At 63.3% G+C, this 21838-nt stretch carries 19 protein-coding genes and 4 pseudogenes; 14 read left to right on the top strand and 9 right to left on the bottom strand.

Going from position 1 to position 21838, the window contains the following annotated elements; translation table 11 throughout:
- Together AB4Z10_RS27365 and AB4Z10_RS27360 are read left to right on the top strand one after the other, a co-directional pair.
- On the top strand, window positions 1–590 hold a 590-nt coding region (locus tag AB4Z10_RS27365; RefSeq protein WP_441473556.1), incomplete at its 5' end, for a glucan biosynthesis protein.
- A gap of 67 nt (window positions 591–657) precedes the next feature.
- Window positions 658–1854 (top strand): AI-2E family transporter, encoded by a 1197-nt coding sequence (locus AB4Z10_RS27360; protein WP_441473555.1) that lies wholly within the window; start codon window positions 658–660, stop codon window positions 1852–1854.
- Between the two features lie 181 nt (window positions 1855–2035).
- Here the strand turns inward: AB4Z10_RS27360 and AB4Z10_RS27355 are convergent.
- Window positions 2036–2317 (bottom strand): annotated as a pseudogene (locus AB4Z10_RS27355) (CoA transferase); the annotation flags it as partial.
- 156 nt (window positions 2318–2473) lie between these two features.
- On the opposite strand from AB4Z10_RS27355, the gene AB4Z10_RS27350 reads away from it, so the two are divergent.
- Genes AB4Z10_RS27350 through AB4Z10_RS27325 form a run of 6 tightly spaced genes read left to right on the top strand, consistent with a single transcriptional unit; the run spans window position 2474 to window position 7046 of the window.
- A complete protein-coding gene (locus AB4Z10_RS27350; RefSeq protein WP_441473554.1) occupies window positions 2474–3325 on the top strand; it encodes an IclR family transcriptional regulator in 852 nt (283 codons plus the stop codon).
- Window positions 3322–3729: a MaoC family dehydratase gene (locus AB4Z10_RS27345; protein WP_441473553.1), complete on the top strand. Its 408-nt coding sequence runs from the start codon at window positions 3322–3324 to the stop codon at window positions 3727–3729. Before AB4Z10_RS27350 ends, AB4Z10_RS27345 begins: the two co-directional genes overlap by 4 nt.
- A 41-nt stretch (window positions 3730–3770) precedes the next feature.
- The gene (locus AB4Z10_RS27340) at window positions 3771–4196 is read left to right on the top strand and encodes a MaoC/PaaZ C-terminal domain-containing protein (RefSeq protein WP_441473552.1); all 426 of its coding nucleotides are present in this window, start codon (window positions 3771–3773) and stop codon (window positions 4194–4196) included.
- Window positions 4193–5032, top strand: a complete 840-nt coding sequence (locus tag AB4Z10_RS27335) for an acetyl-CoA C-acyltransferase (RefSeq protein ID WP_441473551.1) — start codon at window positions 4193–4195, stop codon at window positions 5030–5032. Before AB4Z10_RS27340 ends, AB4Z10_RS27335 begins: the two co-directional genes overlap by 4 nt.
- Window positions 5033–5039: 7 nt before the next feature.
- Window positions 5040–6290 (top strand): acetyl-CoA hydrolase/transferase family protein, encoded by a 1251-nt coding sequence (locus tag AB4Z10_RS27330; RefSeq protein ID WP_441473550.1) that lies wholly within the window; start codon window positions 5040–5042, stop codon window positions 6288–6290.
- Window positions 6291–6323: 33 nt separating this feature from the next.
- Window positions 6324–7046 (top strand): hypothetical protein, encoded by a 723-nt coding sequence (locus AB4Z10_RS27325; protein WP_441473549.1) that lies wholly within the window; start codon window positions 6324–6326, stop codon window positions 7044–7046.
- A gap of 299 nt (window positions 7047–7345) precedes the next feature.
- Here AB4Z10_RS27325 and AB4Z10_RS27320 read toward each other — a convergent pair.
- Window positions 7346–7606 (bottom strand): annotated as a pseudogene (locus tag AB4Z10_RS27320) (integrase core domain-containing protein); the annotation flags it as partial.
- 193 nt (window positions 7607–7799) lie between these two features.
- On the opposite strand from AB4Z10_RS27320, the gene AB4Z10_RS27315 reads away from it, so the two are divergent.
- Both AB4Z10_RS27315 and AB4Z10_RS27310 read left to right on the top strand, forming a co-directional pair.
- Window positions 7800–7961: a hypothetical protein gene (locus AB4Z10_RS27315; RefSeq protein ID WP_441473559.1), complete on the top strand. Its 162-nt coding sequence runs from the start codon at window positions 7800–7802 to the stop codon at window positions 7959–7961.
- Window positions 7934–8398: pseudogene (locus tag AB4Z10_RS27310) on the top strand (SAVED domain-containing protein); the annotation flags it as partial. The gene AB4Z10_RS27315 and the pseudogene AB4Z10_RS27310, both read left to right, overlap by 28 nt.
- Here the strand turns inward: AB4Z10_RS27310 and AB4Z10_RS27305 are convergent.
- The 5 genes and pseudogenes from AB4Z10_RS27305 to AB4Z10_RS27285 all read right to left on the bottom strand — a co-directional run bounded on the left by AB4Z10_RS27305 (window position 8399) and on the right by AB4Z10_RS27285 (window position 11890).
- The gene (locus AB4Z10_RS27305) at window positions 8399–8602 is read right to left on the bottom strand and encodes a hypothetical protein (RefSeq protein ID WP_441473548.1); all 204 of its coding nucleotides are present in this window, start codon (window positions 8600–8602) and stop codon (window positions 8399–8401) included. It abuts the pseudogene before it with no gap.
- 853 nt (window positions 8603–9455) lie between these two features.
- A pseudogene (locus AB4Z10_RS27300) lies at window positions 9456–10014 on the bottom strand (DNA-3-methyladenine glycosylase).
- Window positions 10015–10076: 62 nt separating this feature from the next.
- The gene (locus AB4Z10_RS27295) at window positions 10077–10256 is read right to left on the bottom strand and encodes a hypothetical protein (protein WP_441473547.1); all 180 of its coding nucleotides are present in this window, start codon (window positions 10254–10256) and stop codon (window positions 10077–10079) included.
- Between the two features lie 259 nt (window positions 10257–10515).
- Window positions 10516–10800 carry a BrnA antitoxin family protein gene (locus AB4Z10_RS27290; RefSeq protein ID WP_441473546.1) on the bottom strand — a complete coding sequence of 95 codons (285 nt, stop codon included), beginning with the start codon at window positions 10798–10800 and terminating at the stop codon, window positions 10516–10518.
- A gap of 223 nt (window positions 10801–11023) precedes the next feature.
- Entirely contained in the window at window positions 11024–11890 is an 867-nt protein-coding gene (locus tag AB4Z10_RS27285) for a hypothetical protein (RefSeq protein WP_441473545.1), read from the bottom strand.
- A 251-nt stretch (window positions 11891–12141) separates the two neighbouring features.
- Here AB4Z10_RS27285 and AB4Z10_RS27280 point away from each other — a divergent pair, with 251 nt between their 5' ends.
- The 3 genes from AB4Z10_RS27280 to glgX (AB4Z10_RS27270) all read left to right on the top strand — a co-directional run bounded on the left by AB4Z10_RS27280 (window position 12142) and on the right by glgX (AB4Z10_RS27270) (window position 17628).
- Complete coding sequence (locus tag AB4Z10_RS27280) at window positions 12142–12327, top strand: hypothetical protein (protein WP_441473544.1); 186 nt, start codon at window positions 12142–12144, stop codon at window positions 12325–12327.
- Window positions 12328–13199: 872 nt separating this feature from the next.
- Window positions 13200–15665: a glycogen/starch/alpha-glucan phosphorylase gene (locus tag AB4Z10_RS27275; RefSeq protein ID WP_441473543.1), complete on the top strand. Its 2466-nt coding sequence runs from the start codon at window positions 13200–13202 to the stop codon at window positions 15663–15665.
- 49 nt (window positions 15666–15714) lie between these two features.
- Window positions 15715–17628, top strand: a complete 1914-nt coding sequence (gene glgX, locus AB4Z10_RS27270) for a glycogen debranching protein GlgX (protein WP_441473542.1) — start codon at window positions 15715–15717, stop codon at window positions 17626–17628.
- Here glgX (AB4Z10_RS27270) and glgX (AB4Z10_RS27265) read toward each other — a convergent pair whose 3' ends face one another.
- Window positions 17629–19701: a glycogen debranching protein GlgX gene (glgX, locus tag AB4Z10_RS27265; RefSeq protein ID WP_441473541.1), complete on the bottom strand. Its 2073-nt coding sequence runs from the start codon at window positions 19699–19701 to the stop codon at window positions 17629–17631.
- Window positions 19702–19980: 279 nt separating this feature from the next.
- Here glgX (AB4Z10_RS27265) and glgA point away from each other — a divergent pair, with 279 nt between their 5' ends.
- The gene (gene glgA / locus AB4Z10_RS27260) at window positions 19981–21453 is read left to right on the top strand and encodes a glycogen synthase GlgA (protein ID WP_441473540.1); all 1473 of its coding nucleotides are present in this window, start codon (window positions 19981–19983) and stop codon (window positions 21451–21453) included.
- 50 nt (window positions 21454–21503) lie between these two features.
- Here glgA and AB4Z10_RS27255 read toward each other — a convergent pair whose 3' ends face one another.
- On the bottom strand, window positions 21504–21767 hold the full coding sequence (locus AB4Z10_RS27255) for a DUF2934 domain-containing protein (RefSeq protein WP_441473539.1): 264 nt from the start codon (window positions 21765–21767) through the stop codon (window positions 21504–21506).
- Between the last annotated feature and the right edge of the window lie 71 nt (window positions 21768–21838).

Genomic DNA, 21838 nt, shown 5'->3' with positions numbered 1-21838 from the left:
GCTATCAGGATCTCGAAGCACGCTACGATGCCAGGCCGGGCTACTGGGTTCAGCCTCAGGGCGACTGGGGCGAGGGCCGGATCGACCTGATTGAAATCCCGACGGTGAACGAGGCGTTCGACAACATCGTCGCGTGCTGGACCCCGAACGCGCCGTTGCCCCCCGGAAAAGCGGCGGAGTTCCGCTACCGAATCTCGGCGAACTCGACGACCTGGCACCTGCATCCCTACGCGCAGGTGCAACAGACCTTCAACGGCTCGGACATCGAAGACGGCGTCGTCGACGGGAACGGCACCAAGCGCTTCATCGTCGATTTCGCCGGTGGCGATCTCGCCTATTACCAAAGCGAGCTTGATCGCCTGGAGCTGGTCGCGACCACAACAAGCGGCACGATCTCGTCCAAGATCCTCGCGTTCAATGCCCCCTTGAAAGGCGTGCGCGCCACCGTCGATGCGACGCTCCCCGACGGTCAGTCGGCCGAGCTTCGCATGTTTCTTAGAGCGCGAAATCGAACCCTGAGCGAGACGTGGACGGCGACCTGGTCCGTTCCGTCCGGCGATTCCACCCGGCCCCAGCCGTCAAAGAAATGACTTCCGACGACGGCCGATCTTCCGTCGACGGATTAACGCCGGCGTCAAGATTGAAGGAAACCGAAAGATGCCCGCGATCGAGGCTTCATCCACTGTCGCGAGTCCAGCGGTAAGATCACCTATCGACGGCGTCGCGAATGCGGCSCTCGGAGCTTTCATTGTYGCCGCGCTATATTTCGGGCGTGAGGTTTTCGTCCCCGGGGCACTCGCAATCCTGCTCAGCTTCGTGTTGGCGCCGCTGGTCAAAGGACTGCAGAAGGTACGTGTGCCGCGAGCACTGGCGGTTTTTACGGTTGTCCTGATTGCATTCGCGACGTTGGCTGCCTTGGCGATGGCTATGGTTGGACAGGCGACACAATTGGCAAGTGAGCTGCCAACCTATCAGAGCACCATGCGGGCCAAGATTGCCGCGTTGAAGGGTTCGGAGGCCGGGAGCGGGGTTTTGAGCCGCGCTGCGGATATCCTGCAAGACCTGGGCAAAGAACTCGACCGCCCCAAGGCAGAGCCTCATGCTCCGAGTGAAACGCCCGGCGTTGCGCGAGAGGGACGCCCGATACCGGTTGAAGTCCATCAACCGGAACCTGGCGCGATCGAAACGCTGCAGGYGTTTCTGTCGCCGCTGATCCATCCTCTGACTACGACGGGTATCGTGCTGATCTTCGTGGTTTTCATCCTGCTAAAGCGCGAAGATCTTCGAAACCGGTTCATCCGATTGACCGGCACTTACGACCTGCAGAAGACAACGGCTGCGTTCGATGATGCGGCCAGACGTCTCAGCCGCCTATTCCTCACGCAGCTCATCGTCAACGCCGGCTTCGGAGTGGTGATTGGTTGCGGTCTCTGGGCCATTGGCGTTCCCAGCGCGCTGCTTTGGGGCATCCTGGCCGCAATCCTGCGGTTCATACCYTATCTCGGRGCSKTGCTGTCAGCCGTCTTTCCGATGGTGATCGCCGCATCGGTCGATCCCGGTTGGATGATGCTCGCATTGACAGCCGGTTTGTTCGTGATCGCAGAACCGCTTGCCGGGCATGTGATCGAGCCGTTGGCCTATGGCCGCTCTACCGGGCTATCGCCTGTCGCCATTGTGGTCGCCGCRACATTCTGGACCTGGCTATGGGGCCCCATCGGGCTGGTCTTGGCGACACCKTTGACTGTGTGCCTCGTAGTTCTCGGTCGGCACGTCGAAAGACGTTCTCGATGCACCTCGGCGAAACCAAATCCTCGCGACGATCCGCGAGGTCGTCGAGGATTTGTCCGACCGTGACGACGGCCGCCCCTCGCTCGGCGCAGCAACGACGGATCCCGAGTCCGAGGCTGCCGTTGAACAGACCAACGAAAGCGAAGGCACCTCCGATCTGCCGGTGCTCGCCGAGGCTGAGCTGGAGCCTGGCCCTGAGGCTGTCGTAGTCGAGACGTGCGCGGCGCAGGGCGGCCGCCGGCAGATTGACTATGACGGCATCCGAGGTCGCGACCAGCTTCTCAAATGCGAGCCGTCCACTCTCGTTGTCGAGGTCGAGCGCAAGCGACTTCTTGTTTCGATTCATTTGGAGATACAGCGCGCCTCGGCCCGGTTGACCGATCGGCATTACCTCTCGATCGGGAGCGCCGGCTGGCGGCTCGATGCGGATAACCTCCGCACCCTGGTCAGCCAACAATGCTGCGCAGAACGGGCCCGCGATATAGCGGCCGAGATCCAGGACGCGCAGGCCCGAAAGGCCAGCTGCCACCCCAGATGCGTCGTTCACGCTTATCGGGAGTTCGGTCCCGTCCACCACTTTCCTCACCCTTATTTTCTGCGAAGGGGGCTTTCCATCGCTTGGTTTGACGTGTTAGTCATTCTCTATGCTGAATGACATTCACAGTTTCTTGAAAGCCATTCATACATGAGTGCCAGCCCTGATCAAGACCTCTCGCCAAAAATCGTCGGAGCCGTCGCCAACGCGGTTTCCATCCTCCGATCGCTCGCTCAGATGAGTGAGCCGGCGGGTGTCGCCGTCATCGCGCGTGATACCGGCGTGAGCGTCAGCACGTGTTTCAACATCCTGCGAACGCTCTCGACGGAGCGGCTGGTGGACTTCGATGCCGAGGCTAAGACCTACCGGATCGGCCTGGGTGTGTTGGAGCTGTCGCTGCCACTACTAGGCGCTAACCAGGCCGATCTGATCCGACCGGAGCTCGCGCGGCTTTCCGGCGAGCACAAGAGCCTGCTCTGCCTTTGGCAGGTGACTGATGGCGAGCGCATCGTCCTGGTCGATCGCGTATCAACGGCGAAGACGGTCAGAGTCGACATGTCCGACGGCTCGCGCCTTCCGACTTTCGTGGGCGCGGTCGGTCGTTGCTATGCGGCGTTGCGCAACCTGTCTCACGACGAACTGAAGCTGCGCTTCGACACGTTGCAGTGGCAGGCCCCGCCGAGCTTTGAGGACTATGTGGCCGACGTCGAGAAGGCCAAGCGCGACGGCTATGCCTTCGACCTAGGGCAGCTGTTCAAAGGGCTGGAGATCGCCGCTGCCGTAATCACCGACGCGGAAGGCAGGCCGCGCCTCGGTATCAGCGGGATCAGCATTGCGGGGCAACTCTCCCGTGAGGATATCGAGCGCCTTGGCGTCGACCTGCGCGATTCCGCTGACTGGATCAGTGAAGCGCTCTTCGGGGTTTCTCGGGGCGTGCGGCAGTCCGAGCGGAGGCTGGCCGGTGGGCGCGCGGTGCCGCACGGCCGGGGAGGACAGCGGTGAGCGGCGCGCAAACCGATCTCCCTGTTTGGGTCTTCGACGATTTCAATCCCGGCCAGCCACTGGGGAATTTCGCCATCACGCTCGACGATGCGCATCTGGACAACTGGACGGCGATCTATGGCGACCGGCCATCGAGCGAAAATGTGCCGGCCGGGATGCTCGTCGCCGCGATGATGGTAGCCTACCTGAACACCATCCAGCCTCGCCCGCCCGGCAACATTCACGCCAGCCAGAAGCTCGTCTTCGGTCGCTCGGCGAAGGCCGGCGACAAACTCGAAGCGCAGGTCAGCTGCCTCTCGAAAGAACGCCGCAAGGAACGCGGTTGGGTGACGTTCGGCGTCGTCCTGAGCGTCGAGGGGCAGGACGTTCTCAATGGCGAGATCCGGACGATCTGGTCGCGATGACACAAGGCCGGGCAACACGCGCTCCACGGAGATAATGCGGAATGGGAACGCTGGAGACTGCGGCGCTGCCGCGTGAACTAGCCATCGCAGAGATGATGACGGGACCGGACACGGTTGCGCGCTACGCCGCGCTGACGGCCGACTTCAACCCGATTCATCTCGATCCAGACTTTGCCGCCAAGACCTCATTCGGCCACCCGATCGTGCACGGCACGCTCGGTCTCAACCTGGTGATCGAGGCGATCGAGCGCACGTTCGGCGGGGTCCCGGAACGGCTGGCCCTCGATACACGCTTCATCCGACCGCTGCCGGTCGGTTCATCCATCCGAGCAGGCGGCGTCCTCAGGGAAGGCGCGGCGGGCACCTACGACATTTTCGTCGAGACAATGGCAGGGGAACGAGCAGTCGAAGGAACCTGCACCGTCATCCCTGCCGCAGAACATTGCAGCAAGGGACGTGACGCATGAGTGAGCCGGCAGTCGACGACGAAACCTTCCAGCATCTCAAGGCGACCGTCGAGCGCTTCGTCGCGGAACGCCTCGTGCCCAACGAGATGCGGCTGGAGATTGAGGATGAGGTCCCTGAAGAGATCGTCGCGGAAATGCGTGAGCTCGGCCTATTCGGCCTGACGATCCCGCCGGAGTATGGCGGCAATGCCGTGCGCAGCCAGCACCGAGCTGCCGCGGCCTGGTCCGAGGGCCGCATGGCCGCCGAGGTCATTCCGGTCAGCGTCCAGCAAAAGCGCGGTGAAGCAAATGTCGTTGCGCAGGACGAGGGCATCCGCGCTGACACCACGCTGGAGAGCCTTTCGAAGCTGCGCGCGATCCAGCGCGAGGGCACCGTGACGGCCGGCAATGCTGCGCAGCAAAACGATGCGGCGGCCGCCTGCCTCGTGGTGGCAGAGGATAGGCTGGCCGCGCTTGGTTTGACACCGGATGCGTTCCTCGTGGGCTGGGCTGCAGCTGGTTGCGAACCGGCTGAAATGGGGATCGGCCCGGTTCCCGCGACGGCCCGGCTGATGAAGCGGCTCGGGCTTGCTGTCAAGGACATGGATCTCATCGAGATCAACGAGGCGTTCGCCTGCCAGGTGTTGTCTGTTCTGCAGACCTGGCGCGGTGTCGATCCCGAGCGGGTCAACGTCAACGGGTCCGGCATTTCCCTGGGGCACCCGATTGGGGCCACCGGCGTCAGGATCATGACGACGCTCCTCCATGAAATGAAGCGTCGCGACGTGCGCTATGGCCTTGAGACCATGTGCATTGGCGGCGGGCAAGGTATGGCAGCGGTGTTCGAACGAGCTTGAGCCGGCAATGGCACCGCTCACTGTATCCCTCGAGGCTCTCGACTTCGCCGCGATCGTTCGCCCCGGTGAAATGATTTGCTGGGGCCAGGCGTGTGGCGAACCGACCGTGCTGACTAGTCGGTTGATGGAGCAGCGCGCGCAGATCGGAGGCGTTTCCGCCTTTGTCGGTATCGGCCTAGGGGAAGCGGTCGACCCCGTTCACGCTGACCATGTCCGCTTTACGTCCTTCTGCGGAACGGGCACCAATCGAAAACTCGCCGCTGTCGGAGCCCTCGACATCCTGCCAGTGCATTACTCGGACCTGCCGAAGACGTTGGCGGGCCAGGTCGACGTGCTCCTTTTGCAGCTGGCAGAGCACCCAGATGACGGCAGACTCAGCCTCTCTTGCACCAGCGACTACGTCGAGGGTCTCACGAAGACTGCTCGCATCGTGGTGGCTGAAATCAACCGTCAGGCCCCCTTCACCGGCGCATTGGTCGATGCGGACGATGTCGATATCGCTATTCGGACAGATCGCCCTGTCCTTACGCTCGCCCGCGGCACGCCCAGCGCCGTCGACCGAGCTGTTGCGGCCAATGTCGCCTCCTTGGTTGAGGATGGCGCAACGCTGCAGCTCGGCCTCGGCGCGCTTCCCGACTGCATCGCAGACCTGCTCGTTGACCGACGAGATCTCGGCTTGCACTCGGGCCTGATTGGTGACGGGGCTATGCGGTTGATCCAGTCCGGCGCGATCACCAACGCAGCCAAACCTGTTGACCGCGGCCTGTCGGTGACCGGAACCCTCCTCGGCAGCAAGGATCTGCTCGACTTCGCGCATCTCAATCCAACGATCGAGGTTCGCCCGATCGCAAAAACCCATTCGCTCTCGAAACTCGCCGCTTTGCCCCGCTTCACGGCGATTAATTCCGCCCTCGAGGTGGATCTGTCAGGCCAGGCCAACACCGAGATTGCCGGCGGTCGCTATGTCGGCGCAATCGGAGGCGCTCTTGATTTCGTCCGCGGGGCGCGCGCATCGCAGGGAGGGGTGCCGATCCTTGCCCTCCCCTCTACCGCCGAAGTGAAGGGGCAACTGAGCAGCCGGATCGTAGCCAACCTATCCGGGCCGGCGACCATCGGCAGAGCAGACGCCGGAATTGTTGTCACGGAATATGGGATTGCTGACCTTCGCGGCTTGTCGCTCGCAGAGCGCTTGRAGAAAATGGTAGCGATCGCTCATCCGGAATTTCGCGATTCGCTCGGCCGCGCGGCGCCACCTTAGGCGTCGCGAGGAACCGCCTGAGCCGGAGCCTAGATGGACCGGAAGATCGGTTTCGATATAACTCCGGGGCCCGCCAGGATGTCTACGCTCGTAAAGACCTTGCAGCGGTTCAATCGCAAGGAGCGCAATTGGCTTATCAGGGACGCCTTGGGGGATGGGGCGAAAACCCTGAGTTCGGATTTCCGAGGACGGCTGGCTAGCGTCCTTCAAAAGCACGATCCAGCAACTGATATTCCGGCCGACGCCTGGTGGACCACCGACTACCACATCGACTGGCTGATAGGTTGTTTGACGATCTTGGCCGAGGGCGAGAGCACGATCGACGTCGCGAAAACAAACGAGCCCCCGATTGTAAAAGGCAGCCAGCAGGATATCGACCTGCTGATCGCTTGGGAAACGACCCTGGTGCTGATTGAGGCCAAGGGGGTGGGTTCATGGAAAGGCTCAGGCACGACCAGCAAGTTGTCACGGCTCTGCGATCTTCCCGACTCGTTATTCAGTGGCCTCAGGCCCTACCTGCTGTTCATGTCACCAGGCGATGGCAATCTCCCCGGGGAGAAAATGCCGAAATGGATCCGCAATTCCGGAAAGGCGGATCATCTGGAATTGCGACTGCCGCCCACGGACAAACCCCTTCTACGTGTTGAGCGCTGTAGCCTGTCCAAGGGGAAATGGCGGCCGAATGCACGCGGAACAGACTGGCGGATCGAACCCGCTGCAGAACTACCGCCGACGCGACCGACCAAGCATATCTAGAAGCCGCAGACAGCCGTGGTTGCAGTCAGATGTGTATCCCTTTGGTCCTTCCAGTACCCACGTCAGTCATTCGAAGCTCTACATGACGCGCGCAATGACACGTCTCGCCGGAGCGGTTGACTATGCATAGGCTCCTCTCTGGATCCGGGAATGTGTATGCGACACGAGGGCCTGCCCTTCCATTGTGTCCAGGAAATCGATTGGCTCGGAGCCGCCGAGGCTGGCAAAGGCTCGCTCAACCATCGCGACAACCATCCCAGTGAACCGCGCCGGATTTCCCGGAGGCCATTTCGTTTGAGTCACGCCGCCATGGCTGGCTCATCCAGCATCGCGAAGTAGCGTTCCTCAGCCTCGGCCGGCGGGATGTTGCCGATAGGCTCCAGCAGCCAGCGGTTGTTGAACCAGTCCACCCAGGTCAGCGTGGCGAACTCGACGGCCTCGAAGCTCCRCCAGGGTCCGCGGCGGTGGATCAGCTCCGCGTTATAGAGGCCGTTGATCGTCTCGGCGAGAGCGTTGTCGTAGCTATCGCCAACGCTGCCGACAGAGGGCTCGATACCGGCCGCTGATTGATTGGATATTCCGGCGCAAATCGCCCGCCTTGCAGGTAATGCGAATTGGACTCGCGTGCTTGACCGCAGCGCTTAGCGCCGGCTTCGTCATCGCCGTCACAAGCCCATTCCTGACGTTCCAGCTCAATACCAGTGACGGAACTCCGAGCGTTCTCATCTACGGCGCGGCACTCTTGGAGGGGCGCTGATCATCGTGGGCTTGGTTTGGGAGCTGAAGCGCTATCGCTTTGAGCAGAAACGCTTGTCTCGGAAGAAGGCCATTGTGGTCGAAGTCCGCCGACTGCGCGATGGGCCTGGCCAACCCCTCACGCCGTTCCGAGTGACATCGAGGGCCATCGAGACCTGATGCATCTGGATGTTCGCCAGGGTGTCGTTGACGGAAAGATCGTCAGCCCGCAGGCCGCGGTGGACAAACTCGTGTCGCTTCCGGTCGATCTCGCAAGGCGTGAATCGGGCTTGGATCGAAGCGACCTCAAGCGCGTCTTTGGTGGTCTGGCACCTGTCCCGCTCACCTTCCTGACCGGCATTTTGATGGATGCTGAAGCGTCAACGGCCATTCTGGATTGGGATCGCCATCAGCAGCGCTGGCGCACCTTGACCGCGGCAGACGATGGGAAGCGCTTTCGCGCCAGTGGAATTGAAGAAATCCTGGCCGGCACCCAGGAAGCCGCCCTCCTGGTCTCGATTTCCTACCAGGTCGACGCCCCTGGCGTTGCCCGCAAGCTTCCAGGCCTACCGCAAGTCACGTTGCTTCTCGAAGACGGAGTGCCCGATAGCCATTGATCAGAAGCCAAGCAGCGCGCACTGGGCAGGCAGTTCTTGGAAATGGCAATTCAACAGGGCAATGGGGGTGTACGCCGCATCCATCTCTTCCTCGCCGGCCAAAACATCATCGTGTTCCGGTTTGGATGTCTCTCTACGACAAACGCAACCTGCCTGAGGTAATCGTTTACCAATACCAACGCGAAGACGACCCGCCGTACCCATGGGGCGTTCTTATGCCTGTCGGTGGGCGTACCAAGCCAGAGTTAATTTAACCCTTCGCCCGCTGTTCTAAGTCACCGGGGGCAACCATCGACCTGTCGACCGCCCTCTATCCGTCTCTGGGATGAAACAGACCGCGCACTCGCGCGTCGCGGTATCTGGCTACACGCGGCGTCCCGCGAAACCCTTTTGCGCGAGCCCGACTGGTCTAACGCTGTCGAAATCGCGCGCGCCGCCCAAACCGAGATCGACCCCATGGACCAAGCCCACATCGTCGAATTCCTGAGAATCGAGCGGGAGGCAACGCTCTTGGAATGCGCCCGCGTATGCAGAGCCAGCACGGATAGCTGCGACGCCGTCCTCAAACTGATCTCCGCCGGCGTTCTTGAACTCGCTGAAAGGGAACCCCTTTCGGCCGCCAGCAACGTCCGCCTTCGCAATAACAGGTAGCGGGTAGCGCTAACCGCCGGCTGCCGGGCAACGATGAGCGTACGAGATGTCGATGCGATTTTCTCATGAGCTTGACGAGATCGGGATTCTCTACGTTGCCCATCCGCCCGCGGAAGCAGCGACCGGAACAGGCGCGCATTTCCAACCAAGATGAATATTAGCGGCCGTCCAGCGCGCGGCCGCTGTCAGCGACGCTCTCCCGGATTCCGAAGAGGGTCGCGAGTTCCCGAGGCTGACCTCGGCAATTTGCGAATGGGATGAGGCCCCCAAGGGTGAAAATGCAAACGGTTCCGAACCTGATCAGACTTTGTTTCGGCCCCACGATCTCCCGTTCTCAGGGCTGCCTGGCAATCTCGGGAAGCTTCACAAAGGATTGATTTTGGGACATTGAGCCTGGCGGCAGAGCTTATCTTCCCGGCTTTGGGAACGCCCTGCTCACGAAACGCGAACCAGCCAGGCCATATCGCCATGGCTGCTCGGCGGCTTTCGAAATTCAATCCGGGTGCTGCAGGAAATCTCCGGCGCATGTGTTCGGTCGACTATCGAGAAAGGGCGGCGTTCCAAACTCAACCCATCATGAGCGCTTGTTATCCCGAGCGCCTGAGCCAAGCGTCCCGGCCCGTTGCATAGGTTGTCCGCGCTGCCGCGACGCGCCCGCATTTCAGCCAGCCCGTCTGTCGGCTCGATGGCCCTGATCAAGGCCGCGCCAGCACCTTCAGCAACGATATTCAAGCACCAGTGAAGCCCATAGGACCGATAAACGTAAGCGTGCCAAGAAGGACCGAACATGGCCGCATTTCGCGGTGCCGGACCTCGGAAGCTGTGCGAAGCTGGATCGTCGGGGAGATAGGCCTCGGTTTCGACGATCGTTCTCCCACGCCGTCAACGAGCAGCTCGACGCCAATCAGGCGTGGTGCTAGCTCCAGCGCGTTCAAGGCTTTCAGCTCGGTCGAGCTTGGTGGCATTTGTTCGATTGCGGGCTTGCTGATGGCGCGGACTTCAACTCGCGCCCTGAAGCCTGCAGTAATTAGCGCAGCAGCGGGAGAACGGTGGCGGCGGCGATCGCCACGACGATGGCACCTTGCATGAGGATGCCGTTGATCCGAGCCATGGAGGCTTCTGAGCTGCCAAGCGTACGCATAACTTCGCCTCCCTCGAAGCGCAGCTTCGAACCCAGCACGCCCAGATGCAACCCCATGAAAAGCAATGCGTCAGACTCTCCTCTCGTGTGACCCGGCCGCCACGGAGTTACAACTGCCCCGGCGATTCCGGTTTGCTGCGTTAATCCGAAGCTTGGATCGCACTGGGTGCCGCTGACGCCGAACCGACTGGCCTGGGAGAGACGACGCCGGCTCGGCGCCTCGCGCCGCGGCGCAGTTCGCCAGGCCCGAATCGCGCCTCGCGACTCTGGCCAGAGCTATCAGCCAGAACTGCACGGTCACAAAGCGCGACTCGCGCGCTTATGGTCAGCCGTCGTTCGACGAGTTGAACTCGTTTGGCCTCAGCCCTTCATCGAGGGCTGCTGGCATCGCCTTTCTGAGTGCGTCGTTGATCCGGTCCTGCCAGCCGGGGCCGCCATCCTGAAAGTGCGCCAACACCTCGCTGTCGATCCGAAGAGTGACCATCTCCTTGGCGCCCGGCAGAACGGTACGCTTCGCGATTGGCGTAGGTGGTGCCACCTTCGGCGCGGCGAAAAGGGCTTCCGCCTTGTCGCGAGCGCTTGTCGGGCGGCGCGTTCGATCGTTGCTCATTACATCGTCATACCAGGCGTCTGATACTTGATCATAGCATGGACTGGGTGGGAAAGGGGGTTATCCGCTGGTCGACCGCTTTCGGAAGGTCGAGACGACTGGGCGCGCCTATCACGGTCGCATCAGATGGGCATCACTGACCATGATGGTTCTCTGGTGGGTTCAGGTGCACGAGAACCTGCCCGGCCGCTGGCGCAGCCGGCAGTCCAGCCCCTTCCGCCGGTCAAAGGGCCGGATCGCTCCGCAGATTCTCGTCCCGGTGTTCGCCGCCGAGGGTCGCGGCCCAGGACGCGGCCGCCGCCCCAACGAGCAGCGCGGCAACGGTGAGAAATGCCGTCAGCACCGCAACCTTGCGCGCCCGCTCGGCCGCCTGCTTGGCGGTCTCCTTAGCCTGCGACAGTCGGGCATAGGCATCGTCGATACGCTTCTGTGCGTCCTGCTCGGTAATGCCGGACCGCGCGGCCAGCCGCGATGCGAGATAATCCCGGTCGCTCTGCTCGATCTTACCGTTCTTCAGCGCGTTGACGAAAATCCGCGAGGCTTCGTCGCGTTCCTGGGCCGTCGGCGGCTGGCCGTTAGCGCGCATCACGTTGTCGAGTGCCATCGCGAGCGGATCGACATTCTGAGAAATCAGCGACGCCACGCCCGAGCTAGCGCTTCCGACACCGCTCGCCGCTGTCTTGGCGGCACCGAAAAGCGACGAGGTCGCGACGACGGTGATCAGGAGCGCCCCGGTCGCCCAGACGAGGAGACCATGGGTCGCATCGCGCACCTTGCGCTCCTCGCCATTGGCATCAAAGCTCGGCTGCCGCATGCGGCCTGCGAGATAGCCGCCGGCCATCGTGGCGGAGGCCATGACCCAGAGCGCCCAGAGCGCTCCGGCAACCGCCAGAGCCGTGGCGCTCGAACTCTTGTCGAATTCGACGGAGACCATCGACAGGCCAATCGCGGATCCGAAGACCGTCATGATGGTCGAAATGGCGGTCGCGATCACCGCGCCACCAATGATCGGGCCCCATTGCACATAGGAGCGGTTCTCCTTGTTGACGGTGACCGGTGCGACGACGACGTCCGTTCCAGACATGGACATGGCGATCTCCTATCGAAGACCGAGGAACGACAGGATGGCCATGATGACCACCACGAGACCGACGAGGTAGATAATACTGTCCATGAGCCCCTCCTGCTGATGAGCGAAAGTGACAGGCAAACAGTCGTCGATGCGGATTGGTTCCTAGAGGCTGCAAGCGGAAAAACCCGCTCCGAATAGCGAGTGATGCCGGAACCGCCAGGAAGGAGGCCCGTTCACCTTCCGGGGGGCATTCCAGACAGGAGGCGTCCATGCGAGACGGCGAAGGCAACAAGCTCAGCCCCGAAGAGCAGCAGCGCGTGAGATCGATCCAAGGCGATCTCGGCAAGGACGCGACCACGAAGGTCTCGATCAATCCCGATCCCGAAGACACAGGCGATGCGGACAAGCCGCAGGTGAAGCCAGGCGACAAGCCTGCAGCGGGCGTCGGCGAGTAGCTGCAGAAATTTTTGGAACAGGCTGACGCGCCCCTCGAATATGCAAAACCTGGGGAATGTGGACGAGGAACTGGCTCGGCGCGTCGACGTGGGACGGAGCGTCTCGCTGGCATGGTATGGAGGATCGCCGGCGGCGATGGGCGAAGAGAACTTCGCTGACTTACATCGTTCAATTTCGGATCCGGCGACGGTGCCCAGCATGCTGGAGGGCTCGGGCTGGATTGGCCGTCGACGGGCAGCATGATCGCGACGACCGAGCACTGGGCCGCAAGCTGGTTTGCCCGATGATTGCGGTCTGGTCCGAAAGGGATGACCTGCCTGACTTTATGGTGACGTTGTCGCGGCTTGGAGGGGATGGGCCAACGACGTCCGAGGCGCGTCGATACCCAGCGGTCATCACATGGCGGAGGAAGCGCCTGACGCGCTCGCACACTTCCCGATTTCTTCGGCGAGGACTCCGCTTCAAACCCCGTCTTTCGGGTCTTCTATAGTCGGCCGGCCCTCTTCGAGCAGCGTCGCACGCTCATGAAAGCGGACAAGACATCACGGGATTATAGGTTCGACGCGCATTCCGGCGACGCGCTGGGTCGTCTTGTGCCAAGGTCCGCGTTGTTGTCGGATCGGCTGTTCGCGAGCTCCCATCAGAAGGCGGGAAGCATGAAGACGCGGATAATATGCCTGCATACCTTAGGCGGCGCGGAAGTCGGGAAGGCTGAGTCGGGAAACCTACGCTGCATATCCCGGACGCGCCGATCGACTGATGCGGAGGCCCGTCCACGCATTGCATTCCAGGTCTCAAGCGGGACGAGACTTGATGTCGCCTTCTCGTTACGAGATCGTGGCATCACGAATTTCCGGATAGGACTTTGCTTTTGTCATCTCCGCCTCGCGAAACATCCGTTCACTACGAGCCCGATGAACAAGTCGAGCGCATCAAGGCCGAGGCGCTCCGCAAGCTCTCGTATTCACTCGGAAAAGACCCTGCCGTTGCTCAGAGCCACGATTGGTTGACGGCGGCGATTCTCGCGGCACGCGACCACGTCATTGATGTCTGGCAGAAATCCACGCGGGAGAGCTACGCCACCGGCAGGAAGCGCGTCTATTACCTATCCCTGGAATTCCTCATCGGCCGCTCTCTTGCCGACACGCTGAACAACCTAGGCCTGACCGGCTCCATGGCCCAGGCTCTGCGCGAACTTGGCGTCGACCTCGCCGATATCGAGAACCTCGAACCTGACGCTGCGCTCGGCAATGGCGGCCTGGGGCGCCTCGCAGCCTGCTACATGGAGGCCATGGCCTCGACCGGCGTCCCGGCGCTCGGCTACGGCATCCGCTACGATCACGGGCTGTTCAAGCAGCGCATTGATGGCGGCCGGCAGATCGAGGTTCCCGAAGACTGGCTGTCCTTCCGAAACCCTTGGGAGTTCGAGCGGCGCGAGAGCGCCTACAAGATCGGTTTCGGCGGCTCCGTGACCGCGACCGAGAAGCCCGGGCAGGTGTTCTGGGCGCCGGAGGAAACGGTCTTCGCGGTCGCCTATGATACGCCCGTCGTCGGCTGGCGGGGGCGCGGCGCCAATACCTTGCGGCTGTGGCGCGCGCGGGCGATGCATCCGCTGTCCCTCGACGCCTTCAACCAGGGCGATCTGGTAGGAGCCGTGGCTGAACGCAATCGCGCGGAAGCGATCTCGAAGGTGCTCTATCCCAACGACTCGACCCCGGTCGGGCAGGAATTGCGCCTGCGGCAGGAATTCTTCTTCACCTCCGCCTCGTTGCAGGACTTGATCCGTCGTCACCATCGCCAGTTCGGCACCCTCGAAAACCTGGCCGACAAGGCATCGATCCAGCTCAACGACACCCATCCTTCGCTGGCGGTGGCGGAGCTGATGCGCCTGCTGATCGACGAGCACGCGTTCGAATGGGAGCGCGCCTGGGAGATCACGACGGCGACAATCTCCTATACCAATCACACGCTCCTGCCCGAAGCGCTGGAAACCTGGCCGGTCGCGCTGATGGAGCGGCTCCTGCCGCGCCATATGCAGATCGTCTTCGGCATCAATGCCCGCTTCCTCGACGGGGTCCGCCGCGACGCGCCCGATTCCGACCTCTCCGCCCTCTCGCTGATCGACGAGTATCACGGTCGGCGGGTGCGGATGGCGCATCTCGCCTTCGTCGGCTCGCACAAGGTCAACGGCGTCTCGGCCCTGCACTCGAACCTGATGAAGGAAACGGTGTTTGCGCCGCTGCATCGGGTCTTCCCCGACCGGATCACCAATGTCACCAACGGGATCACGCCGCGCCGCTGGCTTCTTAACGCCAATCCGGGTCTGACGAACCTGCTCAAGGAAACCTGCGGGGAGAAGGTCTCGGACGATATCGGGTTGATCCGCCAGTTCGCGAAACATGCCGACGACCCCTCGGTCCACGACCGGCTTGCCGCGATCCGACGCGAGAACAAGCTCAGGCTCGCGAAGATCATCCGCCAGGATTGCGGCGTCACGGTCGACCCCACCGCTCTCTTCGACGTGCAGATCAAGCGCATCCACGAATACAAGCGCCAACTGCTCAACATCCTCGAGACGATCGCCCACTACGACGCCATCCGGTCCGAGCCGTATCGCGACTGGGCGCCGCGCGTGAAGATCTTCGCCGGCAAGGCCGCCTCGAACTACGCGACCGCCAAGTCCATCATCAACCTGATCAACGACGTCGCCGCCGTGGTGAACAACGACATCAGCACGCGCGACCGGCTCAAGGTGGTGTTCCTGCCGAATTACAATGTCAGCCTCGCCGAGGCCATCATCCCGGCTGCCGACCTGTCGGAGCAAATCTCGACGGCTGGCATGGARGCYTCRGGCACCGGCAACATGAAGTTYGCSCTGAACGGMGCSMTCACCATCGGSACGCTCGACGGCGCCAATATCGAGATCGGCGAGCGCGTCGGCGCGGACAATATCGCAATCTTCGGCCTGACGGCGGAAGAGGTCGAGGCGACGCGGCGCAATCCACGGCCGAGCACCGAGATCATCCATGCCTCGGCCCATCTGGAGGGCGTTCTCGATGCGGTCTCCGGAGGAGCCTATTCCCCGCGCGATCGCAACCGGTATGCCGGCTTGGTGGACAGCCTCCTCGCGAATGACTGGTTCATGGTTCTCAATGATTTCGAGAGCTATCGCCTGACACAGCGGCGGATCGACAGCCTGTGGGCCGACCAGGCAAAATGGTGGCGCATGTCGGTGAACAACACGGCGCATTGCGCCTGGTTCAGCGCCGACCGCGCCATCGGGGAATATGCCCAGCGCATCTGGAACCTGCCGGCCTCGGTTCCGGGAGAAGGCTGACGCTTTGGCATCGCCGATGAGGATCAGGCCCTGCCCGCAGCCGGCGCGAATGGGCCCTTCCATCGTGGAAGGCGGGGTCTGCCTCGCGGTCTTCTCGCGCCATGGCAGCCGCGTCCTCGTGTCAGTGTTCGACGAGGCCGGCGAGACGGAGCTGGCATCGCTGCCGCTGCCTTGCCGGAGCGGGGACATCCATCACGGCCTGCTCGAAGGAGCCGGCGCGGGGCTGCGCTACGGCCTGCGTGTCGAGGGGCCATGGCAGCCCGAGCGCGGCCACCGGTTCGACCCGGCGAAGCTGCTCGTCGACCCCTATGCGACAGTGATCGACCGCCCCTTCCGCTGGGATCCGGAACTCGCCCGCGATGGCGCCGAGACATCGGCGCTGGTGCCGCGCAGCATCGTCCAGCCCCTGCCCGCCTCTGGCGCGCAGGCTGCCGCAGCATCGCCCAGCTTCATCTACGAGCTCGCCGTCCGGTCGTTCAGCATGCGCCATCCGGGCGTGCCCCCGACACTGCGCGGAACGCTAGCGGCCCTGCGCGAGCCTCCCGTCATCGCCCATCTCCAGGGATTGGGCGTCAGCCATGTCGAGCTGATGCCGGTTTCCGCCTGGATGGACGAGCGCCACCTGCCGCCGCTCGGGCTCGCCAATGCCTGGGGTTACAATCCCGTCAATTTCTTCGCGCTCGACCCGCGGCTCGCGCCCGGCGGGCCGGGCGATCTCGCAGCGCTCTGCGCCGCCTATGCCGAGTCCGGCATCGGCGTGATCCTCGACATCGTGCTGAACCACACCGCCGAAAGCGATGACTTCGGCGGCACGGTGAGCCTGCGCGGGCTCGACAACGCGGTCTACTATCGCCACGTCGCCGACGATCCCGGCCGGCTCGTCAACGATACCGGCTGCGGCCATACGCTGGCGCTCGACCGCGCCCCGGTCATGCGTCTGGCGATGGATGCCCTGCGTTACTGGCTGCGTCTCGGCGTCGCCGGCTTCCGCTTCGATCTCGGGACGGTGATGGGGCGGACCGAGGCGGGTTTCACGCCAGACGCGCCGCTCCTTGGCGCGATGCTGCAAGATCCTGAGCTCGCGCGCGCCATCCTGATCGCCGAACCCTGGGACGTCGGTCCAGGCGGCTATCGCCTCGGCGAATTCCCTGCCCCCTTTGCCGAATGGAACGGCCGCTACCGCGATGATATCCGCCGCTTCTGGCGCGGCGACGCCGGCACGGCCGGTAGCCTCGCGACGCGGCTTTCCGGCTCCTCCGACCTTTTCGCCGGCGACCATCGCGGGCCGCGAGCCAGCGTCAATTTCATCGCCGCCCATGACGGCTTTACGCTCCGCGACCTCGTTTCCTTCGAGCGCAAGCACAACGAGGCCAATGGCGAGGACAACCGCGACGGCGAGAACGACAATCACAGTTGGAATTGCGGCGCCGAAGGTCCGACCCGCGATCAGGGCATCGAAGCCGTCCGCGATCGCGACATCCGCGCCCTGCTCACGACGCTCTTCCTGTCGCGCAGCGTCCCGATGCTGACCGCGGGCGACGAGTTCGGGCGCACGCAGCATGGCAACAACAACGCGTATGCACAGGACAACCCGATCTCCTGGTTGGACTGGGAGCGCGCGGATGAGGGGCTAACGACCTTCGTCGCGTCGCTTGCAGCGCTGCGTCGCCGCCATCCGCTTCTGTCGGGCAGCACTTTCCTGACCGGCAAGGGAGACCCGCCGGACGCCGTCTGGCTCAAAACGGACGCGACACCAATCGCTGATCAGGAATGGGCGGGCCTCGATGCGTTCTGCCTTCTCCTCAACGGCAGCGACGAAAGCCTGCTCGTCGCCGTGAACAGACGCCGCGAAGCGACGCCTTTGACGCTTCCAGCCGGCCGATGGGAGCGGTTGCTCTCCTCTGAGAGCGGCCCAGATTCAGTCCTTCCCGCGCGCAGCGTCACGCTGTGGCGGAAAGCCTGATCACATCAGCACGATCAGGGACCGGGGCGAGAGCGAGATTTCCTGATCTGCCTTCAGGCCCTTGCGGCCCTCGTCCGAGTTCGGACCGGTCTCCGTATCCAGCTCGACCGACCAGGAACCCGTTTTGACCCGCGGCGGGATCTTGAAGACGACCTCGCCATCGAAGGCATTGAACAGGACAAGCGCCTCGTCGCCACCCGCCTCGACATCCGGCATATGCATCAGCAGGCCGATCGCGAGCACGCCGGGATCGTCCCAGTGCTCCTCCTGCTGGTCGCCGCCTGCCGGGTTGACCCAGCGCAGCAGGCAGCCGTCGCGGAAGGAGGCGCGCCTGAAAATCGGGTGCTCGGTGCGTAGGGCGATCACCCGGCGGACGAAGCCGGCAAGCGCCTTGTCATGCTTGGTGATCTCGTCCCAGCGCATCCAGGCGATCTCGTTGTCCTGCGCGTAGACATTGTTGTTGCCGCGGTTGGAATGGCCGTGCTCGTCGCCGGAGAGAAGCATTGGCGTGCCGTGGGACAGGAGCAGCGTTGCCAGCAGGTTGCGCTTCTGGCGCTCGCGCACCGCGATGATGCCCTCGTCCTGGGTCGGCCCCTCGGCGCCATGGTTGAAGGACAGGTTATGGCCGTGGCCGTCCTTGTTGTCCTCGCCGTTCGCCTCGTTGTGCTTGTCGTTATAGGAGACGAGGTCCGCCAGGGTGAAGCCGTCATGGGCCGTGATGAAGTTCACGCTGGCCCATGGCCGGCGGCCGCGCTGGTCGTAGACGTCGCCCGAGCCGGTGATGCGCGCCGCGAGATCGCGGATGATCCCCTCCTCGCCTTTCCAGTAGCCCCGGATGGTGTCGCGGTACTTGTCGTTCCACTCGGCCCAGCCCGGCGGAAAGCCGCCGACCTGATAGCCGCCCGGCCCGATATCCCAGGGCTCGCCGACAAGCTTGACCTTGCGCAGCACCGGATCCTGCCCCATCGCGTCAAAGAAACCGCCGCGCGGATCGAAGCCGTGCGGCTCGCGTCCGAGGATCGTGCCGAGATCGAAGCGGAAGCCGTCGACCTCCATCACCTCGACCCAATAGCGCAGCGAATCCATCACCATCTGCAGCACGCGCGGGTGCGAGGTGTTCACGGTATTCCCGGTACCGGTATCGTTGACGTAGTAGCGCGGCTCGCCGGGCATCGTCCTATAATAGGAGAAGTTGTCGATCCCCTTGAACGACAGCGTCGGGCCGAGCTCGTTGCCCTCGGCCGTGTGGTTGTAGACGACGTCCAGCACCACCTCGAGCCCCGCATCGTGGAAGCGACGGACCATGTCGCGGAACGACGACAGGCCCGATGGCCCGACATAGCGCTGCATCGGCGCGAAGAAGCCGATCGTATTGTAGCCCCAGTAGTTGGACAGCCCCTTGGCGACGAGGTGATGGTCGTCGAGATAGGCATGCACCGGCAGGAGCTCGACCGTGGTGACGCCGAGACTCTTGACGTAGTCGACCACAGCCGGCTCGGCGAGACCGTCAAAGGTGCCGCGCCGATCCTCGGGGACGGCCGGGTGCAACCGAGTGAAGCCTCGTACATGCGTCTCGTAGAAGATGGTGCGGTCCCAGCCGATGTTGGGCGCGGCCGGGCGCTTCAGATCGGCCTTCCAGTCGACCACCACGCATTTCGGCATGTAGGGCGCGCTGTCGAGCTCGCTGAAGCTGAGATCGCGGTCGTCATCGACGCCGATCTCGTAGCCGTAATGCGCGTCGTTCCAGTCGACCGCGCCGGAAAATTCCCGCGCATAGGGATCGAGTAACAGCTTGTTGGGATTGAAGCGATGCCCCTCCTCCGGGGCGAAGCGGCCGTGAACGCGATAGCCGTAGCGCTGCCCCGGCCCGACGCCCGGCAGGTAGCCGTGGAAGACTTCGTCGGTGTATTCCGGCAGGGTGATGCGCGCGGTCTCGGTCTGCCCGCTCTCGTCGAAGAGGCAGAGCTCGACCCGCTCAGCATGCACCGAAAACAGCGCGAAATTCGTCCCGCCGCCATCGAACACGGCGCCGAGCTCGGAAGCCCGTCCGGGCCTGATGTCAAAACCCGTCATATCGTGCTCCCGACATGTCACAGCAGTTTTGCGTCCAGCTGCAGTATGGAGAATCAAGGCCGCGAAGCCGTCCTGCTGCCGTCGCGATGGCAGCAACGTGCTGCGACAAAGGCAGTTCCGGATAGCTGGCCTCGATCTTGCCTGAATATTTTCTCGACAAGGCCGGAACCGCGGCGTCGGTCGACCTGTTCTGCTTCGCGAAGTGCCGAGGGCGTGACGATGACAGACGGGTTGAAGCTTGCCGAAATCGGAGTCTTGCCCGCGACGTCCGGACACGCCTTGCATTACGCGCCCGCCGTTAAGGACGACATCGCGGACCGCCCTTCGCCGATCGCCGCCACCACGAAGCTGCTGTTCGTAACGTCAGAGATGGGCGACTTCATCAAGGCCGGCGGCCTGGGAGAAGTCTCAACAGCGCTGCCGCGGCAATTGCGGAAGTTCTGCGAAGTGCGCGTGCTGCTGCCCGGCTTCCGGCAGGTCCGCAAGGCGAGGCCGGCGATGGAAATCGTCCGGCAGCTGCCGCGGGTAGCCGGCCTGCCGCCATGGTCGCTCGGCCGCTTCACCACTAGCGACGGCCTGATCATCTATAGCGTACTCTGCGACGAGCTCTATGATCGCGACGGCTCGCCCTACGGACCGTTCGGTGGCGGTGATTTCGGCGACAACGATATCCGCTTCGGGCGGTTATCGCTCGCCGCCGCGGAAATAGCTGCCGGCGACGCCGATCCGAACTGGAAGCCCGATGTCGTCCATGTGAACGACTGGCCCTCCGCGCTCGCGCCTGGTTACATGCGCTGGAAGGGATTGGAGACGCCCTCGATCCTGACGATCCACAACCTTGCCTATCAGGGGCTATACCACCCGCAGCGCATGCGTCTGCTGGGCATTCCCGATCTCGCCTACAACATCAACGGCTCCGAGTTTCACGGCAAGATTTCGTTCCTGAAGAGCGGCATCTATTACGGCTCGCATGTCACGACGGTGAGCGAGACCTATGCCAACGAGATCACCACGGTCGAGCATGGCTGTGGCCTCGACGGTCTCCTCAAGACGCGGATGAGCGAAGGCCGATTGACCGGCATCGTCAACGGCATCGACGACAGCTGGAATGCCCTGATCGAAGGCGGCCGCTCCGGCGACCAGATCATCCGCCAGTGGAAGCGGCGCAACGCCGCCGATATCCGCCGGACATTCGATCTGCCGGACTCGCGGGGCCCGCTCTTCTCGATCGTCTCCCGTCTCGTCCATCAGAAGGGCATCGATCTGTCGCTGGAGGCTGCCGAGACGATCGTGGCGCAGGGCGGCCAGCTCGTTGTGACGGGACGCGGCGAGCCGCGCATCGAGGAAGCCGTCGAGAAGCTCGCGCGCAGATATCCCCGCGCCGTCGCTGCGCGAATCGGCTTCGACGACGGCGAAGCGCGCCGTCTGTTCGCCGCCAGCGATTTCCTGCTGATGCCCTCGCGCTTCGAGCCATGCGGGCTCAGCCAGATGTATGCGCAGCGCTCCGGCGCGCTGCCGATCGCCTACCGGACCGGCGGGCTGGTCGATACGATCGAAGACGGATTGTCGGGCTTCCTGTTCTCCAATCTCACGGGCGCAGGCTTGACCGGGGCCGTCGCCCGCGCGCTCGAAGCCTTCCGCTCGAAACGCGCGTTCCGGCAGATGCGGGACCATGCCATGGCCAAGCGCTTCGACTGGCGCCGGCCCAGCTTCCGCTATGCGGATGTCTATGCCAGCGCGCTCGCTGCCTGATCATGGCAATCAGGCGGCATCGACAGTGCTCGGAGCTCTCATCGATACGCTCAGGTCTTGGCCCTGGGCGCAGATTTGCGCGCGCCGGCATTCCCCCTTACCGCCTTTTTGACCGGGACGGTCGCTTTAGGTTTGTCGTCCGTGGTCGCGGAAAACTCGCCCTCGACCGGCTTCTTCGCCTTGGCGGCTTCGCCGACGCTCGCCGCGACCCGCTCCTCGGCCCGGCGCCAATGTTCGGCATCGCGGCCCTCGGGCTTACCCTCGGCCTCCCAGATCGCATAGGCGGTATCGCGGACGATCTGTTCCCGGCTCATCATCTGCTCCTCGAAAGGCGGCTGAAACGCGGTGGATGAACGGTAATAGGGGTAGTTGGTTCCGCCGTTCG

The organism is Allobosea sp. RAF48 (genome assembly GCF_052114025.1).
GTDB lineage: Bacteria > Pseudomonadota > Alphaproteobacteria > Rhizobiales > Beijerinckiaceae > Allobosea.
The sequence above is the reverse complement of the archived record's forward strand: the minus strand, read 5'-3'. Positions and strand labels throughout refer to the sequence as shown.

What these genes read in the sequence shown, in the direction of transcription:
- AB4Z10_RS27350 (WP_441473554.1), top strand. Translation starts at nt 2,474, where the DNA reads ATGAGTGCCAGCCCTGATCAAGACCTCTCGCCAAAAATCGTCGGAGCC.
- AB4Z10_RS27340 (WP_441473552.1), top strand. Translation starts at nt 3,771, where the DNA reads ATGGGAACGCTGGAGACTGCGGCGCTGCCGCGTGAACTAGCCATCGCA.
- AB4Z10_RS27335 (WP_441473551.1), top strand. Translation starts at nt 4,193, where the DNA reads ATGAGTGAGCCGGCAGTCGACGACGAAACCTTCCAGCATCTCAAGGCG.
- AB4Z10_RS27325 (WP_441473549.1), top strand. Translation starts at nt 6,324, where the DNA reads ATGGACCGGAAGATCGGTTTCGATATAACTCCGGGGCCCGCCAGGATG.
- AB4Z10_RS27305 (WP_441473548.1), bottom strand. Translation starts at nt 8,602, where the DNA reads ATGGGTACGGCGGGTCGTCTTCGCGTTGGTATTGGTAAACGATTACCT.
- AB4Z10_RS27290 (WP_441473546.1), bottom strand. Translation starts at nt 10,800, where the DNA reads ATGAGCAACGATCGAACGCGCCGCCCGACAAGCGCTCGCGACAAGGCG.
- AB4Z10_RS27285 (WP_441473545.1), bottom strand. Translation starts at nt 11,890, where the DNA reads ATGTCCATGTCTGGAACGGACGTCGTCGTCGCACCGGTCACCGTCAAC.
- AB4Z10_RS27280 (WP_441473544.1), top strand. Translation starts at nt 12,142, where the DNA reads ATGCGAGACGGCGAAGGCAACAAGCTCAGCCCCGAAGAGCAGCAGCGC.
- glgX (WP_441473542.1), top strand. Translation starts at nt 15,715, where the DNA reads ATGGGCCCTTCCATCGTGGAAGGCGGGGTCTGCCTCGCGGTCTTCTCG.
- glgX (WP_441473541.1), bottom strand. Translation starts at nt 19,701, where the DNA reads ATGACGGGTTTTGACATCAGGCCCGGACGGGCTTCCGAGCTCGGCGCC.
- AB4Z10_RS27255 (WP_441473539.1), bottom strand. Translation starts at nt 21,767, where the DNA reads ATGAGCCGGGAACAGATCGTCCGCGATACCGCCTATGCGATCTGGGAG.